General features: G+C 59.1%; 15 protein-coding genes and 1 pseudogene. 2 read left to right on the top strand and 14 right to left on the bottom strand.

All coding sequences use genetic code 11. The features are described 5' to 3' along the window. The first annotated feature begins 71 nt into the window (after window positions 1-71). Window positions 72-377 carry a DUF1127 domain-containing protein gene (locus ACQZ5F_RS03675; protein ID WP_225339698.1) on the top strand — a complete coding sequence of 102 codons (306 nt, stop codon included), beginning with the start codon at window positions 72-74 and terminating at the stop codon, window positions 375-377. A 171-nt stretch (window positions 378-548) separates the two neighbouring features. On the opposite strand, the gene ACQZ5F_RS03680 is transcribed toward ACQZ5F_RS03675, so the two are convergent. The 14 genes and pseudogenes from ACQZ5F_RS03680 to ACQZ5F_RS03745 form a co-directional block, all read right to left on the bottom strand. After that, window positions 549-953: a hypothetical protein gene (locus ACQZ5F_RS03680; protein ID WP_225339699.1), complete on the bottom strand. Its 405-nt coding sequence runs from the start codon at window positions 951-953 to the stop codon at window positions 549-551. Between the two features lie 78 nt (window positions 954-1,031). Then, window positions 1,032-1,703 carry a phosphoribosylformylglycinamidine synthase subunit PurQ gene (gene purQ, locus ACQZ5F_RS03685; RefSeq protein WP_225339700.1) on the bottom strand — a complete coding sequence of 224 codons (672 nt, stop codon included), beginning with the start codon at window positions 1,701-1,703 and terminating at the stop codon, window positions 1,032-1,034. Between the two features lie 121 nt (window positions 1,704-1,824). Further along, window positions 1,825-2,067, bottom strand: a complete 243-nt coding sequence (gene purS, locus ACQZ5F_RS03690; RefSeq protein WP_003507918.1) for a phosphoribosylformylglycinamidine synthase subunit PurS — start codon at window positions 2,065-2,067, stop codon at window positions 1,825-1,827. A 55-nt stretch (window positions 2,068-2,122) separates the two neighbouring features. After that, on the bottom strand, window positions 2,123-2,887 hold the full coding sequence (purC, locus tag ACQZ5F_RS03695; RefSeq protein ID WP_003516002.1) for a phosphoribosylaminoimidazolesuccinocarboxamide synthase: 765 nt from the start codon (window positions 2,885-2,887) through the stop codon (window positions 2,123-2,125). Window positions 2,888-3,089: 202 nt separating this feature from the next. Beyond that, window positions 3,090-3,653, bottom strand: coding sequence for an alpha/beta hydrolase (locus ACQZ5F_RS03700; RefSeq protein ID WP_046798236.1), 564 nt, complete (start codon window positions 3,651-3,653; stop codon window positions 3,090-3,092). A 69-nt stretch (window positions 3,654-3,722) separates the two neighbouring features. Further along, window positions 3,723-5,030, bottom strand: coding sequence for an adenylosuccinate lyase (gene purB / locus ACQZ5F_RS03705; RefSeq protein WP_225339701.1), 1,308 nt, complete (start codon window positions 5,028-5,030; stop codon window positions 3,723-3,725). 113 nt (window positions 5,031-5,143) lie between these two features. Further along, complete coding sequence (locus ACQZ5F_RS03710; protein WP_046798238.1) at window positions 5,144-5,650, bottom strand: hypothetical protein; 507 nt, start codon at window positions 5,648-5,650, stop codon at window positions 5,144-5,146. A gap of 55 nt (window positions 5,651-5,705) precedes the next feature. Further along, window positions 5,706-6,383 (bottom strand): ribulose-phosphate 3-epimerase, encoded by a 678-nt coding sequence (rpe, locus tag ACQZ5F_RS03715; RefSeq protein ID WP_046798239.1) that lies wholly within the window; start codon window positions 6,381-6,383, stop codon window positions 5,706-5,708. 132 nt (window positions 6,384-6,515) lie between these two features. Then, window positions 6,516-7,642 (bottom strand): annotated as a pseudogene (locus ACQZ5F_RS03720) (branched-chain amino acid ABC transporter substrate-binding protein). A gap of 838 nt (window positions 7,643-8,480) precedes the next feature. Next, a complete protein-coding gene (locus tag ACQZ5F_RS03725; protein ID WP_052819710.1) occupies window positions 8,481-8,897 on the bottom strand; it encodes an NUDIX domain-containing protein in 417 nt (138 codons plus the stop codon). 13 nt (window positions 8,898-8,910) lie between these two features. Then, the gene (locus tag ACQZ5F_RS03730) at window positions 8,911-10,410 is read right to left on the bottom strand and encodes a DEAD/DEAH box helicase (RefSeq protein WP_046798242.1); all 1,500 of its coding nucleotides are present in this window, start codon (window positions 10,408-10,410) and stop codon (window positions 8,911-8,913) included. A gap of 219 nt (window positions 10,411-10,629) precedes the next feature. Then, entirely contained in the window at window positions 10,630-11,928 is a 1,299-nt protein-coding gene (locus ACQZ5F_RS03735) for a M23 family metallopeptidase (protein WP_225339703.1), read from the bottom strand. Between the two features lie 111 nt (window positions 11,929-12,039). Further along, on the bottom strand, window positions 12,040-12,867 hold the full coding sequence (locus tag ACQZ5F_RS03740; protein ID WP_225339704.1) for a ferritin-like domain-containing protein: 828 nt from the start codon (window positions 12,865-12,867) through the stop codon (window positions 12,040-12,042). 15 nt (window positions 12,868-12,882) lie between these two features. Continuing rightward, complete coding sequence (locus ACQZ5F_RS03745; protein WP_046798245.1) at window positions 12,883-13,350, bottom strand: peroxiredoxin; 468 nt, start codon at window positions 13,348-13,350, stop codon at window positions 12,883-12,885. Window positions 13,351-13,586: 236 nt separating this feature from the next. On the opposite strand from ACQZ5F_RS03745, the gene ACQZ5F_RS03750 reads away from it, so the two are divergent. Further along, the gene (locus ACQZ5F_RS03750; protein WP_225339705.1) at window positions 13,587-16,970 is read left to right on the top strand and encodes a YhdP family protein; all 3,384 of its coding nucleotides are present in this window, start codon (window positions 13,587-13,589) and stop codon (window positions 16,968-16,970) included. Window position 16,971 lies beyond the last annotated feature (1 nt).

Here is a 16,971-nt window from a genome sequence, read left to right on the forward strand (position 1 = left end):
CTATCGTCAAGTCAATTGTATTTATTGATTGTAGTCAATCAAGACAAACGCACGGAGACAATAGGTGCAATATGCGCAAGATGGATCAATACCTTTCGACAGCGGATACGCTTTATCCTGATGGTTACGAACGGGAACGCGTGTTCCGCGATGCCGGCGACATGGTCGCACCGGCGCCCTTTCCGGCCAAGATCGCCCGCACGCTTATTGGTCGCCTGATTGCGGGCATGGCTCTTTGGTTTCAGAAACGACGGGGACGGCTCGCTTTGCGGGAATTGCCCGACGATCTTCTGGAGGATATCGGCGTTACGCGGGACGAGGCCTTGAAGGAGGCCGCGAAATCGCAGCTTTTCTCCTGGCCGTCGCGGTCTTTATAATTTTGTCGAAGAGCGGTGCCTTCTTTCCCCGGCGCCATCAAGCCATTCGGCAGCCCGCCACGCCAATCCCAACCGGCGTTGGCGGGTTTTTTATTGGATTTGCGCGGGAATGCAGGCAAACGGCCCCCGTCATGGGCCGAGACTGACGTCTTTAAAGTAGACGTCTCTAGATCAGCAGCCTTTGCCGCCATTCGCCCAGCGCTTGACGTCGGCTGCAATGCGGCCGGAGATGGCTTCGTTCATGACGGGTCCGAACGCGTCGAGCTTTGCCGGATTGCCTTCTGCCTGGACGACCAGCATGGGGCGGGATTCCGGGCTGTTGCGCGGCACGAGCAGGATGCGTGGACGGCCGGAGAAAGAATTGAGTTCCGGGGCCAGACGATAGGCCTTGAATGCCGCATCACCCGATTTGAACCAGCAGGCATTTGCGCCAAGAGCAATCCGTTCCATCGTTGGCAGGGCAGCACGGGAGACGGAGGCAGCCGGTTGCGATTTCGGCTGGCAGGCGGCGAGCGCGGCTGCCGCGAGCAGCAATGCGGTGGCTTTATAGGCATTGTGGCGAAGAAGACGAGGCATCAGGTCATCCAGAAGAGAAGCCGAAACTTAGCCGGAAGCCGGCATTAAAAAAGGCGGGCTCGAAGCCCGCCCGGTCTATCAGGCTGCGATGACGCCGAGCGCCGACGCAAAGAGGCCACGCCCGTCATTGCCGCCATGGGCGGCTTCGATGAGGTTTTCCGGATGCGGCATCATGCCGAGAACATTGCCCCTGGCGTTGATGACGCCGGCGATGTCGTTCAGCGAGCCGTTGGGGTTGGTGCCATCAGCATAACGGAACACGACCTGACCGTTGTCTTCCACGGACTTCAGCTCATCCGTATCGAGGAAATAGTTTCCGTCATGGTGGGCAACGGGGCAGCGCAGAATCTGGCCCTTGTCATAAGCGCGGGTGAATTCGGTGTCGTTATTGGTGACTTCGAGCTTCACTTCGCGGCAGACGAATTTCAGCGAGGCGTTGCGCATCAGTGCGCCCGGCAGCATGCCCGCTTCGACCAATATCTGGAAACCGTTGCAGACGCCGAGAACCTTGACGCCCTTTTCCGCCTTTTCGCGAATGGCCTGCATGACCGGCATGCGGGCGGCAATCGCGCCGCAACGCAGATAGTCACCATAGGAAAAACCGCCCGGGATGACGATCAGGTCGACGTCCGGAATATCCGTTTCCGTCTGCCAGATGGTGACGGGCGCGCTTCCGGAGATTTTCGTCAGCGCGGCGATCATGTCGCGGTCGCGGTTGAGGCCGGGAAGTTGGACGACAGCGGATTTCATCGGGACGGCTCCTGCGGCTTAGAGCGTTTCCAGTAAAAGCGGAAACGCTTTTACGTCCGGACAACGCGCAAAATCAAAGAGATAGATCGGTTTGGCGATTCGAAGAAAAAGCCAAAACGATCTAGAGGATGGCGATAGCGTAGTTTTCGATGACCGTATTGGCCAGAAGCTTTTCGCACATTGCCTTCAGGTCGGTCTCGGCCTTGGCCTTGTCGGCGCCTTCCAGTTCCAGATCGAAGACCTTGCCCTGACGGACATGGCCGACGCCACCGAAACCGAGGCTGCCGAGCGCGCCTTCGATTGCCTTGCCCTGCGGATCGAGAACGCCGTTCTTCAGCGTAACAGTCACCCGTGCCTTGATCACCTGATCTTCTCCTGATTTTACCTTAAGAGGCCAATATTACGTCACGAGGCCGATATTACTTTACCAGGACTGGGCCGGTGCCGCGGATCGGTTCGTTTTCATTGATGATGCCGAGACGGCGCGCCACTTCGGAATAGGCTTCCACCAGCCCGCCCATGTCACGGCGGAACAGATCCTTGTCCATCTTTTTCTGGGTCTCGATGTCCCACAGGCGGCAGCTGTCTGGCGAAATCTCGTCGGCGAGAATGATGCGCATCATGTCGCCTTCGAACAGCCGGCCGCATTCGATCTTGAAATCGACGAGTTGGATGCCGACGCCGAGGAAGAGGCCGGACAGGAAGTCGTTGACGCGGATGGCAAGCGCCATGATGTCGTCAAGCTCGGCGGGGTTGGCCCAGCCGAAGGCCGTGATGTGCTCTTCGGAGACCATCGGGTCTTCCAGCTCATCCGACTTGTAATAAAACTCGATGATGGAGCGCGGCAGGACCACGCCTTCGTCGATACCGAGGCGCTTGGAGAGCGAGCCGGCGGCGACGTTGCGCACGACGATCTCGAGCGGGATCATCTCCACTTCCTTGATCAACTGCTCGCGCATGTTGAGGCGGCGGATGAAGTGGGTGGGAATGCCGATCTTGTTCAGATGCGTGAAGACATATTCGCAGATACGGTTGTTCAGCACACCCTTGCCGTCGATGACTTCGTGCTTCTTCTTGTTGAAGGCAGTCGCATCGTCCTTGAAGAACTGGATAAGCGTGCCTGGCTCCGGACCTTCGTAGAGGATCTTGGCCTTGCCTTCGTAAATACGGCGGCGACGGTTCATAATGGCAGGTCTCTTGGTTGACGCCGATTCTGGTGGCGTTACGTTTCTGTCTTTGAGCGGTCCCATAAAGGAAAAGAGTGCATTCTACAATGCAGCTCGCATATCTTCCCTTCAATTCTTGTGTCGGGCCGGAAGGTTGTCCGGCCGGAAACCGGCCGGTGCGACTGGCAAGTGGCGGGACGGGTCTTGCCCGAACCTCCTGTCAGGGTTCGTTCGCCTTCAGTCGGCTCAGGAACTGGGCGAAGACCATGCCGCCCTCCGGCCACGGGCCATGGCCGGACTCGGCGTTGATATGGCCGGACATGCCGGCATCGATCAGCAGCGAACCCCAGGCAGCGGCAATGTCATCGGCATGTTCGTAGGTGCCGAAGGGATCGTTGCGGCTGGCGATGGTGATTGTCGGAAATGGCAGCGGATCGCGCGGATAAGGCCCGAAGGTCATCAGATGTTTCGGCCGGATATCCGGATTGGCGACATCCGGCGGCGCAACCAGAAGCGCGCCGGCAACCTTCTTGCCGATTTCCGGCAACGCATGGATGACGGTCGGCACACCCAGCGAATGGGCAACGATGACCACGGGCTTGGTCGAGGTGTTGACCTCTTCGACCAGCCGCGCCACCCAATCGTGCCTCACCGGTTTTGTCCATTCCGCCTGCTCGACACGGCGCGCGGTGGAAAGCTTGCGCTCCCAGCGGGTCTGCCAGTGGTCGGGGCCGGAATTGGTGTAGCCCGGTACCATGAGGATATCTGCTTCTGAAACTTTCATGCGCCCATATCTGTGTTGTGATGCCGCCGCGATCAAGGCCGCGGCGGCATTAACTTTGGAGACCCTGCCTTACGCCTTGCCGAAGACGCGCGCGAAGATCGTGTCGACATGCTTGGTGTGGTAACCGAGGTCGAATTTCTCGCGGATGGTTGCTTCGGGAAGGGCGGCGCGCACTTCCTCGTCACCCAGCAGTTCTTCAAGGAAATCCGCACCCTGTTCCCAGACCTTCATGGCGTTGCGCTGTACCAGACGGTAGGCGTCCTCGCGGGAAACACCGGCCTGCGTCAGCGCCAGCAGCACGCGCTGCGAATGCACGAGGCCACGGAACTTGTTCATGTTCTTCAGCATGTTGTCCGGGTAGATCACCAGCTTTTCGATGACGCCGGCCAGGCGGTTCAGCGCGAAATCCAGCGTGACGGTCGTGTCGGGACCGATGGCGCGCTCCACGGAGGAGTGGCTGATATCGCGCTCATGCCAGAGCGCCACGTTTTCCATGGCCGGGACGACCGACATGCGCACCAGACGGGCAAGGCCGGTCAGGTTTTCGGTCAGAACCGGGTTGCGCTTGTGCGGCATGGCCGAGGAACCCTTCTGGCCGGGAGAGAAGAACTCTTCGGCTTCCAGAACCTCGGTGCGCTGCATGTGGCGGATTTCGATGGCGACGTTTTCGATCGACGAGGCGATGACGCCGAGAACGGCAAAGAACATGGCGTGGCGGTCACGCGGGATGACCTGCGTGGAGACCGGCTCGGGGATGAGGCCGAGCTTTTCGCAGACATGCTCCTCGACGCGTGGGTCGATGTTGGCGAAGGTGCCGACGGCGCCGGAGATCGCGCCCGTGGCGATTTCCGCACGAGCATTGACGAGGCGCTCGCGGTTGCGGTGCATCTCGGCATAAAAGCGGGCAAAGGTCAGGCCCATGGTGGTCGGCTCGGCATGAATGCCGTGGCTGCGGCCGATGCGCACCGTATTCTTGTGCTCGAAGGCGCGGGTCTCCAGTGCTGCGAGTACCCGGTCCATATCGGCGAGCAGCAGATCGGCGGCGCGCACGAGCTGGATGTTGAGCGTGGTGTCGAGCACGTCGGAGGAGGTCATGCCCTGATGCACGAAACGGCTGTCGGGACCGACGAACTCGGCAAGGTGGGTCAGGAACGCGATGACGTCATGCTTGGTGACGGCTTCGATCTCGTCGATGCGGGCGACGTCGAAGGTGGCGCTGCCGCCCTTTTCCCAGATCGTCTGGGCCGCCGATTTCGGAATGACGCCGAGGTCTGCCAGTGCGTCACAGGCATATGCCTCGATCTCGAACCAGATGCGGAACTTTGTTTCCGGCGACCAGATGGCGACCATTTCCGGCCGGGAGTAACGAGGGATCATGGCAATGACTTTCTTCGTAGAGAGGCTTGGCTTGGTGGAGGAACTTGGCTTTGTGGGAGTTTTGCTGCCCGTTTAGCAAAGTGTTCCGGTAATCTCAATCTAAAGCTACATGGCTATGTCGCTCGATACGCCCGTCGGCAAAGGATTGCGCCCGCCAGCGCCAGCGGAACGGCTGCAAACGGAAAATAGAGGCCGAGGCCGAGAATGCAAAATTGGTAGATCGCGCCGAGCGAGGTGAAAATCTGCTGAAAAAACCAGATGCGGGAAAAGAATGGCGCGTGCCACTGCGCATAAAAGATGCGGTACTGGAAAGCGAAAAATATCGCCGCGACCGCCAGAGTGAAGAATGCGATGGCGAGACAGCTTAGCGCAAAGCGCAGCGTCAGGCTGGCAGAAGCGGGCAGGAAGCGCAGCGCCACCATGGCCAGCGGCCAGCCGAGAAGACCGCCGCAGAAGAACAATATCCCGATATCAGCGGCGTGGTCGGTTTCCAGCCGGTTTCTGAGATAGAGACCGAGGGCGGCGGTGGCCGCCGAACAGGCGGCCCAGACGAGCGGAGCGAGGAGCGGAAACAGCGATGCCGATACTGTATTGCGGAAATCCTGCCTGTCGCTGTCCATCAAGCCCTCATCCAAACGCCCCGTAGTCCGGCCTCCGGCGTGTTCGCTCCGTGGGTCAGGACCTTCCGGCCTCCGCCGCCGTACGCAACAATGACACCGTCTTGCGGTAGTCCTCGACGCCATCGCCCTTGAAGACCGCTGAGCCTGCCACCAATGCATTGGCGCCGGCGGCAATGATTGCACCGGCTGTCTCCGCCGTTACGCCGCCATCCACTTCAAGCTCGATCGGCCGGTCGCCGATCATCGCCTTTGCCGCGCGGATCTTGTCGAGCATGGCGGGGATGAATTTCTGGCCGCCGAAGCCGGGATTGACGCTCATGATCAGGATGAGATCAACATCATCAAGCACGTTTTCGATGACGGAAAGCGGCGTGGCGGGATTGAGGGTCACGCCGGTCTTCCGGCCGAGTGTGCGGATGGTCTGCAGCGAGCGATGCAGATGCGGTCCGGCCTCCGCATGCACGGTGATGCTGTCGCAACCGGCCTTGGCGAAGGCTTCGAGATAGGGATCGACGGGGGCGATCATCAGGTGGCAATCGAAAAAGGCGTTGCTGTGCGGGCGAAGTGCCTTGATGACGTCAGGCCCGAACGAGATGTTGGGCACGAAATGACCGTCCATGACGTCGAGATGGATCCAGTCGGCACCCGCTTCCGTGACATCGGCGACCTCCTGTCCGAGCTTGGCGAAATTGGCAGCCAGGATCGACGGGGCTATCCGGATAGGCAGGGACATGGGGCAAACTCCTCTCGACGCGTTGCGTAAGCTGCCTTTAGCATCAAGTATCCGGGTTTGAAACGGCCCGCCGCGCTGTTGCCGGCGGTTTTCAGACCCGCTTCCTCAAATTTCCCGCCGCACTGGCTCTGCCTATTGTTTTTCGGCCTTGTCCGCCGGTTCGAAGCGCTGGCCGTTCCAGCGCTGCAGGCGGTAGGGATTATCCGCAAGTTCGTGCGAGGGATTAAAGCTCAGATCGCCGATCACGGTTTTGAAGACGGTGCCGGTCGTCAATATTTCCGGCGTGGGTTTGGACTGCGCCTGCGCCGCCTCCGTGAGCGCTGCCGTCAGTTCCGCTGCCGCATAGGCGGGCAGGACATAGCCTTCCGGTTCGATGCCGGCGGCGCGCAATTCACCGGTGACGGCCTGAGCCGATGGCAATGTGTCGTAGGCCGGGCGGGTGATGGCGAGCACATTTGCCGTAAGTGCTACCGGCGCGTTGGCCGCATTCATGGCGTCGCCGCCCATAATGGTGAGGGGGGAGTTCTCCGAGGCGGCGTCGCGGGCGATAATGGCGACGTCGTTGCGTTCCGCGCCGATGAAGACATGAGTGATGCCGGTTCGCGCCAGCCGGCGCACCAGCGCCACCTGTTGTTCCTGGTTGGGGCGCATCGTGTCGGTGAAGGTGGGTTTCAGCCCGTTTTCCTCCAGCTTCGAGCGAATCCTGTCGACCAGTTCGCGGCTGTAGATCGTGCCGTCATCCACAAGTCCGATGGAATGTCCTTTCCAGTCGCGCAGGATGATTTCCGCTGCCCTTTCCGATTCGGCCCTGTCCGATGGGGCGAGGCGGAAAAGCGGCCAGCCGTATTTCAACGCATCTTCCATCAGGATAGGTGCGCGGCTGGAGAGCGTGATGACCGGGATGGCGGCCGCTTTCAGTGGCGGCAGAACATCCTGGAGCGTTTCGGTGCACAGGAAGCCGATCGCGGCGCTGACTTTGGCGGCCACAAGGCCATCGGCGATGGCGCCGCCGCTGCCATCCTCGCAGCTTTCATGGATTTCGACGACATCAAGCCCAAGTTTGGCGGCAGCGGCCTTCGCGCCCTGCCGCACCTGCTGCCCCAGAAGCTCATATGGCCCGTTTTGCGGAGCAACAATGCCGATCGACGCCGCGCTTGCTGAGCCCGCAAAGGCAAAACCGGCGATGATCGTTAGCAGGCGAAGTGAAAGCATGACGTGAGCGAAATCCTGTTGTCCCGCTTGATGTTTATCGGCAACAAACGGTTTTCCAAAGGAAAAATCGCCTGAACCCCAGCATAATCGCATATCGCGGTGCGCGAGACGGCGGATTTGATCGCCAATTGTTCGATTCAAGGAAACAGGGCCTCAAGACACGTTGTAGTTGCTGCCATTCAATATAATTGTGCGCTACTGTCTTCATTGCGGATTCATTTTTGCGGATCGGCAAGTCGCTCTTGAAATGCGTGAAAGGAGAAGTAACTCCATCGCCTGTTCAGAGGATTTTTACTTTATAAAACTGTAACATGCGATGCGTATAAGCACAGTTTAGCAACGGCCTGTGCGCTGTTTTGCCCTTTAAAGTGCAGCCGCGAAAAGTGCACATTTTATTTTCATATATTTAAATTATTGATATTTAAAGAAAAAATCCATGCTTTTCGCCCAACGTCGATTTTTCTTAGTGTCTTTTTTCGCATTTGCGAGAAGATTTGCTTGACGGAAAGTAAATGTTTAGCTTAGATATACGTGTTTCAGGGGACGACTGAAATTGGCTGTAACCAGCCTCGGAAAGTGTTCCGATTATAAGCACTGCCAGACTATATTACATTCTATATTCTATTATTTTCATTACGTATAAACCGCTTCGGGAAACTGGGGCGGTTTTTTACATGGAGCTAATTTAAGCAATTTAAAATTGAATCTGAAAAGCTTCACGCAAAGCTATTCTCTTATTATTATATTTACGGAAAAGAAATCGCTCTGCCAGGTTGCCTTCATTGTAGGCAGGCGAGGCTTCGCCCCCTTTTTTGACGCCCCCGTTTCAGAGTGGAAGACGCCCGGTCTGCGGCAATGTCGCACTTGCCGGTCCCTTGTTCGGATTTATTTCAGGGCGGCCAGCGCGTCCTTCGCGAAGGCGGAAATGGGTGCGGGAAGATTGTCGGGATAAAACCAGCCTATATCGGAAAGCTTGTCCGGTTCGGTCAGTGCCGGCTCGCCACGCGTATCGCGGGCGACGAAGATCAGCGACACCCAATGGTGCCGCTCTTCGGTATCGATATATTCACTGTGACAGAGAAATTCGACATCGCCGATTGTCAGCCCGGTCTCTTCTTCGGCCTCTCGCCTTGCGGCGGCGAGGGAGGATTCGAGGTGATCAACCTTGCCGCCCGGAATACTCCAGTATCCGGCTTCCGGCGCTTTCAAGCGCCGGCAGAGAAGCAGCTGGCCATCGCGCAATATGGCAAGGCCCACGCCGACACCCGGAAAATCAAGCCCTGGTTTGATTGTCGGCGTCATATTTGTACTGGCCTCAGCCCTTGGCGTTGGCCACGATCAGCATGAAGGCGGGAATGTCGTCGCCGAAGCCGACTGGGGTCGGGCCATCATCATGGTCGCGATAGTGGCGGCGGCGCTCGCGGTTGTCGTCATTGGCGTGCAGCGGATTACGGCTGTTGCGGTCGGAATTGCGCGGGGTCTTTTCCGGTCTGCGTTCTGCTTTCACCTTGTCGTCTCCGTGAGCCACGATCTCGGTAACCGCAGCGGATTGTGCATCCTGATTGATGTTTTCGACCGGAGCCGCATCGCGACGGTTCCTGTCGCGACCCCTGCCGCCCCGTTCCTTGTTACCCCGGCGGCCGGAATTGCTTTCAAAGCTTTCCATGGGCGCGGGCAGCGTGGAGAGGTCGCCATTCAGCCACTCGATCTTTTCGCCGATCAGCTTTTCGATCGCGTCGAGATATTTTGCGTCGTTTCTGGTGACGATGGTGAAGGCCTTGCCCGAACGGCCCGCACGGCCGGTACGGCCGATGCGGTGGACATAGTCTTCGGCATGAATGGGAACGTCGAAGTTGAAGACGTGGCTGACATCGGGGATATCAAGTCCGCGCGCCGCAACGTCAGAGGCGACGAGCAGCGTCAGATTGCCGTCCCTGAAGTTCTGCAGCATCGTCGTGCGCGAACGCTGGTCCATGTCGCCATGCAGCGCGCCGACGGAAAAGCCGTGACGGTCGAGCGAACGGAACAGGTCGGCGACATCCTTCTTGCGATTGCAGAAAATGATCGCGTTTTTGAGTTCGGCCTCTTCGGCGCGGACGAGATCGCGCAGGACAGCGCGCTTCTCATAGTCCTTGTTATGCGCAGCGACGATGTTCTGCGTAACGGTTTTCGCCGTGGAGGAGGGCTTGGCGACCTCGATGCGTTCGGGGTTCTGAAGGAAGCGGTCGGCCAGCTTCTGGATTTCCGGCGGCATGGTGGCCGAAAAGAACAGCGTTTGCCGGGTAAAGGGAATCATCTTCACGATACGTTCGATATCGGGAATGAAGCCCATGTCCAGCATGCGGTCGGCTTCGTCGATGACGAGGATTTCAACGCCGGTCATCAACAGCTTGCCGCGCTCGCAATGGTCAAGAAGACGGCCGGGGGTGCAGATGAGAACATCGGCGCCACGCTCGAGCTTGCGATCCTGATCTTCGAACGAAACGCCGCCGATAAGCAGGGCGACGTTCAGCTTGTGATTCTTGCCGTATTTCTCGAAATTCTCAGCCACCTGCGCCGCAAGCTCACGGGTGGGCTCAAGGATCAGCGTGCGCGGCATTCTGGCGCGTGCGCGACCCTTTTCAAGCAGGGTCAGCATCGGCAGCACGAAGGACGCGGTTTTGCCCGTGCCGGTCTGTGCGATACCGCAGATATCACGCTTTTCCAGCGCGGGCGGAATGGCGCCGGCCTGAATGGGTGTCGGCGTCGTGTAGCCGGCATCTGCAATAGCGGAAAGAACTTTTTGGCTCAGGCCAAGATCAGAGAATGTTGTCAAAGGAAGAACTTTTTCCGTTCTGGTTCGGTAAGAACACCTGCGTGCCGCTGCGACACTTGCAAAGACTTGGCGCGGGGATATGCCCAAATTGCCGGAAAGTCAAGGAAACAACGGGAAAAGCACGCGAAACGTCGCGGTTCTGACGAGGCTTTTCAGCCTGTGGCGCAGTTTCATGCGATTTATCGTAAAAAGCGCAAAAAAAGCGTTAAATTTGGCCTGTCATTTCAAATAGGTTTTAAGCTCGGCGCCGGCGATCAGGAACCGCATCGGATCGACCGGCGTATCGTTGCGGCGCACCTCGTAATGCACATGGGGGCCGGTTGAACGACCGGTGCTGCCGGCGCGGCCGATGATGTCGCCGGCCTCCACCTTGTCACCGGCCCTGACGAGGATCGCGGAGAGATGGCCGAATCGCGTCGAGACGCCCTGACCGTGATCGATCTCGACCATATTGCCGTAACCGCCGGAATTTTCCGCCACCGTCACCTTGCCTGCGCCGGTGGCTTTGACGTCGGCGCCGGTTTCGGCGCGAAAATCGATGCCGGTGTGCAAAGCCGGCCGTCCGAGAAACGGATCCATGCGATTGCCGAACCGGCTGGTGATCGTTCTTCCGGGAGCCGGGTTGCCGAAGGGCAGGGCGGTTGCACTTTCCTTGACGATATCCAGCCGGTTCAGCGCATTGTCAAGATTGGTCAGCGACAGGTTGAACGGATCGGTTTCGCTGCGCTGGGGAGCCGCATAGGGGCCGCCGATATCGTCCGCGCCGCTTTCTTCGATCTTCAATCCGGCCTGCCGGATGATGTCCTGCATCGCGCTTGCCTTGTCTTCGGCATCGTTGGTCAATCTGGCGATGCGCGATATCTGCTGGCGCTCGATATCCTTCAGCGAAATGGTCACTTTGGAAAACACCCGATCGGCCCGGTCCGAGGGTGTTTCGCCGGATTGAGGCACGTAAGCGGCGCGTCTGTCGGGTGCGGCTGGCTTTTCCGGCTGCGGCGCGCGCGGCGCCATCAGCTTTTCAATTGCTGACAGGCCGCCCGTCAGCTCCGCGCGCTTTTCCGGCGCCATGGCGTTCGAAAGGGAAGAGGGCACGGCGGGTGTTGCTGCGACGCCGGAATTTTCGGCGCGCTCCAGCAACTCGCTCATGCGCCCGTGCCTGGAGGTCAGCGCCGCCTGCTGTTCCAGCAGCTTTTCCACTTTCTTTTCAACGACCTGCTGGTCAAGCAATTGTCGGGAGGTGACCCGGTCCACCTGAGCCCTCAGTGCTGCGATACGGTCTTCATAATCGTTCTGCATGCGGGTCTGGCGCGCCATGGTCGCACCGATCAGGTCGTCACGCAAAATGAGGTAGCCGGTAGCGCCGAGATAGCCGAGCGAAAACAGGCCAATGGTGCAGCCGGCAAGAGCGGCCATCCACGGCCGAATGGTCATATGCCGAACTTTCTCGCCGCTCGCCAGAATGAGGACGTGCTGCGGCCGCTTTTTGCCGAATACCCGGTTTTCCGCTGTATCAGTCAAAATCTCTCTCCGGACTGGCCGATTTCTCACAGGAAATCATAATTCGTTAAGGTTAACGAAGTTTTGCCGGAAGCATCTATCTGCGCTTATGCAGAGTTGCCTGGTGCGGTTTTAGCTGTGGCTGACGGATGTCAGCGAGCGGTAGAAGGACGGCGTCAGGCCGGCCTCGGCGCGGGCGAGGTCGTTGAAGGGCGGTTTCAGGGGGCCGCGGAAATTGGCACGCACCAGTTGTTTGAAGGTTGCGGCCGGATCCTTCTTTTCACGGGCGCAGAGGAACCGGAACCATTTGGCGCCGATGGCGACGTGGCCCTTTTCGTCGTTATAGATAACATCGAGAACGGCAGCGCTTTCGAGATCGCCGGTCTCCCGCATTCTGGCCTGCAGGGAAGGTGTGACGTCCAGTCCGCGCGCTTCCAGAATGAGCGGCACGACCGCCAGCCGGGCGGTCAGGTCGTTGCGGGTGGAATGCGCCGCCTGCCAGAGCCCGTCATGGGCCGGCAGATCGCCATAATCCGCTCCGAGGCTTCTGAGCCGGTCGCGCACCAGCCGGAAATGTTTCGCCTCCTCGAAGGCGACCTGCATCCAGCCGTCGAAAAAGGAATGCGGCACCGGTTCGCTCGCATAACGCGCGACGATGTCGAGCGCGAGATCGACGGCGTTGAGTTCGATATGGGCGATGGCGTGCAGCAGGGCGATGCGGCCCTTCACCGTGTAAAGCGAACGGCGCTCGACGGCGGTCGGCGGCACGAGCTCCGGCTTTTCCGGTCTGCCCGGACGTTCGGGCAAGGGCGGATCGAGCGGCGAGCGCAACGACAGGCGACGCTCGAACCACCGTGTCGCCGTTTCCTGTGCCAGCGCGGTTTTACGGTCGAGATCGGCGCTCGCAACAGCATCCGTCGCCCCGCCGCGCAGCGAGATGATTTTGAACGGGGGCGTCACATCGGATCCGTTTTTTCAGAGCTTCTTTGCAGCCTCAAGAACGGCCTGCGCGTGGCCCGCAACCTTCACCTTGTTCCAGATTTCCGCGATTGTGCCATCCGGTGCGACGAGGACAGTGGTGCGTTCGACACCCATGTATTTCTTGCCATACATGCTTTTTTCCTTCCAAACCCCGTAGGCTTCGAGAGCCTTGCGGTCTTCGTCGGAGGCCAGCATGACGGAAAGCGCGTGTTTTGCGGCAAATTTGTCGTGGCTTTTGACGCTATCGGGCGAAATGCCGATGACGACGGCGTTGGCGGCCTCGAATTCTGCGCCGAGAGCGCTGAAGTCGATCGCTTCTGCGGTGCAGCCTGAAGTATCGTCCTTAGGGTAGAAATAGAGAATGACGGCCTTGCCTTGAAGTTTGGACAATGTCACCGTCCCTTCACCGTTGCGGGGCAAAGTAAAGTCGGGAGCCGGGCTGCCAATCGTCAAGTCTGTCATAATCTACCTTTCTTTCGCCGGGATGTTGAGTGAAAGTCGCCACATTCGATATATAGCGAAACCGCGCGTCGTCCAGATCACGATTGAGATTTCAGGTCGAATTCACCTGTAATCTGAATCGTCATCTGGGTTAAAGAATTTGGAGCGGGGTTCCGGACGAAAACCGCTTACACTTTTCGCCATCCCGCTCCGGTGTTGCGGCGAAACAAAAGCTATTCAGGGGCAAGCACGGGCGTATGGCTGAAGTCAGGGGTGAAAAGGTCAAGTTCGGCAGGCGCGATATCATTGCCCTGCATGATCTCCCTTCGGCACAGGCCGAAGATCCCATCATCGTGCATTGCCCAGCGCCGCGTTCCATGGCGCGCGCTCTTATCAAGATTTTCGCGGCTCTCTTTGTGCTGGCGTTCCTGTCCATCGGCGGCATTATTCTTTCCGTCGAGACGGGATCGATCGACAAGACGCTCTCCAGCCAGGCGCAACAGGCGCTGGAGAGGGCGCTTGGGCCACATTACAGCGCCCGGATCGGCTCTTCGGCCATAAGGTTCTCCACCGGGCTGCGGCTGGCGCTGGTGGCCGAGGATGTGGACATCGTCGAGAAGGACTCCGGCCAGCATCTGAGCAGGGCCCGGGCGATCGGCATGGCGCTTGATCCGCTTGCGCTGCTGACCGGCCGCATCTCGGTACAAAGCCTCGAAGCCGATGGTATGGAGCTCGACACGGCGCTTTTGCCCAAGGGTAACGGTTTTGATCTTTCCAGTATCAAGCTTGACGCCGTACCGCAGCAATTGCAGGCCGCCTTCGGACAGCTCGACAAGCTCGCCCAGGCTTTCCTGAGCAGCGGCACAGAGGAAATCGATATTTCCAGTGTTTCGGTTCATCTGCCGCCCGGTGAGCTTGGAAAACCACGTACCATCGAGATACGCGAACTGTCGCTCACACCCGACCAGCAGGGTGGATATTCGCTTGATGGCGAGACGCTGTTTAACGGTGAGATCGCCAGCCTATCGCTGACGACATCCGGATCCGGCGGCGTGATCGACGGTTTTCAGGCGCGGATCGACGGTTTCGATATCGGGCCGTTTCTGGAAAAATTCGATCCGCAGGGCAATCTGCACGAGGGGCTGAATGTCAAGACCGGTGTCAGCATTGTCGCCCGGCGTGCTGCGGAAGGGCAGGAGCCCCAGCTGGAAGCTTCGGTCGGCATGGGCAACGGAACGCTTCTGATTGGTGGCGAGGCCCAGCCTTTCACGGCCGGCAGCGTCAATGCGCGTTATGATTTCGAAAAAAGTACCCTGGTAATCGCCAATTCGCGGCTGGAGCTGGGACGTACGATCATACCGGTTACCGGTGAAATTCGCGATACGGAGGAAGGTTTCGGTCTTTCGCTCCGGGTCGACAACGGGATTGCTTCGGCCGAAGCCTCTGGCGAGGAGCCGGTTCCCTTCAGCCTGAAGGCGGATGGGCAATATACGGCGGCGACAAAGCAACTCGACGTTCCCTCGCTTTACGTTACTGGCCCGCTTGGAGACATGGCGGGCTCGCTGAAAGTCCGCTTCGGTGAGGGCTCGCCGGAAATCAGCTTTGGCGGCCAGATTCCGAAGATGGAGGCCACGGCGGTCAAGCAGCTCTGGCCGTTCTGGATGGCGCACAAGCCGCGTGACTGGGTGGTAACCAACCTTTATGGCGGCACGGTCACCAATGGCTCGATTGCGATATTCATTCCGCAGGGGCGGATGTGCGGTCCCGGCTGCCCGCTGGTGCTCGGCGAGAGCGAAATGCAGATCCGCTTCGATATTGACGATACGCGGCTGAACACCACGGGCGATATTCCGCCGCTTCGGGATGTCGATGCACATTTCAACCTGGTCGGCGGCGGCATGACCGTCGACATCGAGCGGGCGACATCCTATTTTCCCTCCAACCGGTCGCTTGCGCTGGAGAACAGCCGGTTTCTGATCTCCAACGTTTATGACAAGCCGCTGCTTGGAAATGTCGAGTTGAATGTGGCCGGCTCTGCGGATGCCGTTGCCGAGCTTGCGACACTGAAGCCGATCAATGCGTTGAAGGATACGCAGTTCAAACCGGAGGATTTCACCGGTGACGTGAAGGCCAGTGCAAAACTGACCGTCGGACTGCTGTCCAGCCAGAACCCGCCTCCGCCGATGTGGACGGCTGATCTGGACCTGAAGAACCTGTCGCTGACGAAGCCCTTTGCCGGCCACAAGGTGACGGCGCTTGACGGTTTCATGGCTTTGAACGACCGCCAGCTCAAGCTTCAGGGCAAGGGCCGTGTGGACGACGTGCCGATGGATATCGAGATGACGGAGCCGGTGCGCAAGAATGGCGATGTCCCCTCGACGCTGTCGTTGAAGGCGACCCTGAACGAGACACAGGTTGCCAAGCTTGCGCCGGAACTGTCCTCGGTTCTTGGCGGCACGACGGTGATGGAAGTCGATGGCGCAGACCCGAAACGGCAGGACATCCGGCTCGATCTGACCAGGGCGTCGATCATTCTGCCGGGGCTTGGCTGGAGCAAGGGCATCGGCATTCCGGCAAAAGCCGCCTTCACCACCGAGACGGTGGATGGCCGCACGACGATCAGTGATTTTTCCCTCGACGGGGACGGTTTCGGCGCCGCCGGCGATATCGCCTTCAGCAAGAACGGGTTGATTTCAGCCGATCTCAGCCGAGTGCAGCTGTCGCCCGCCGACAATTACGCCGTTTCCGTCGCGGCCTCCAAAAACGGCTATATCATCAATGCCTCGGGAAAATCCGCGGATGTCCGGCCGTTCCTTTCGAAACTGCGCAGTTCTTCCGGCGGCGGTGACGGCACATCGCGTTCGCAACCATCGCTTGCCATCAAGACACAGTTCGACAAGGTCTATGGTTTCAACGACGAAATCCTCGGCAATGTCAGTTCCGATATCAGCGTGCGTGACGGCAAGGTGCGTTCGATCGATTTTCGCGGTGTCACCGGCAACGGCCAGGCGGTGGTGGCGCAGACCACCAATCGCGGCGCGACGGGAACCGTGACGCTGACCAGCAGCGATGCCGGTTCGCTGGCCCGTTTCGCCAATATCTACAGCCGTATCCGCGGCGGCCTTCTCAATCTGGCGCTGACGACCGCCAATGGCAGCGACTGGAGCGGTTCGCTGGACCTGCGCAATTTCGCCGTGGTGAACGAAGCGAAATTGCAGGATATCGTTGCCACCCCCGCTGGTGAAGACGGCAGAAGCCTCAACAACGCGGTTCGCCGCAATATCGATGTCAGTTCTGAGAAGTTCCAGCGCGGTTTTGCCCGGGTCGTCTACGTTAATGGCTCGGTTGCGGTGGAAAACGGCGTGGTGCGCGGTGAACAGATCGGCGCGACCTTCCAGGGGTTGCTCAAGGACCAGAGCGGCCGCATGGACATGACCGGCACCTTCATGCCCGCTTATGGCCTGAACCGGCTGTTTGGCGAGTTGCCTTTCATAGGCATCTTCCTCGGCAACGGCCGCGACCGGGGTCTGCTCGGCATTACTTTCAAACTGTCCGGCCAGACGGACCAGCCGAAGCTGACGATCAACCCGCTGTCGCTGATCGCGCCGGGTGTTTTCCGTCAGATCTTCGAGTTCCAATAAA

It is taken from the genome of Agrobacterium sp. 22-210-1 (genome assembly GCF_053522525.1).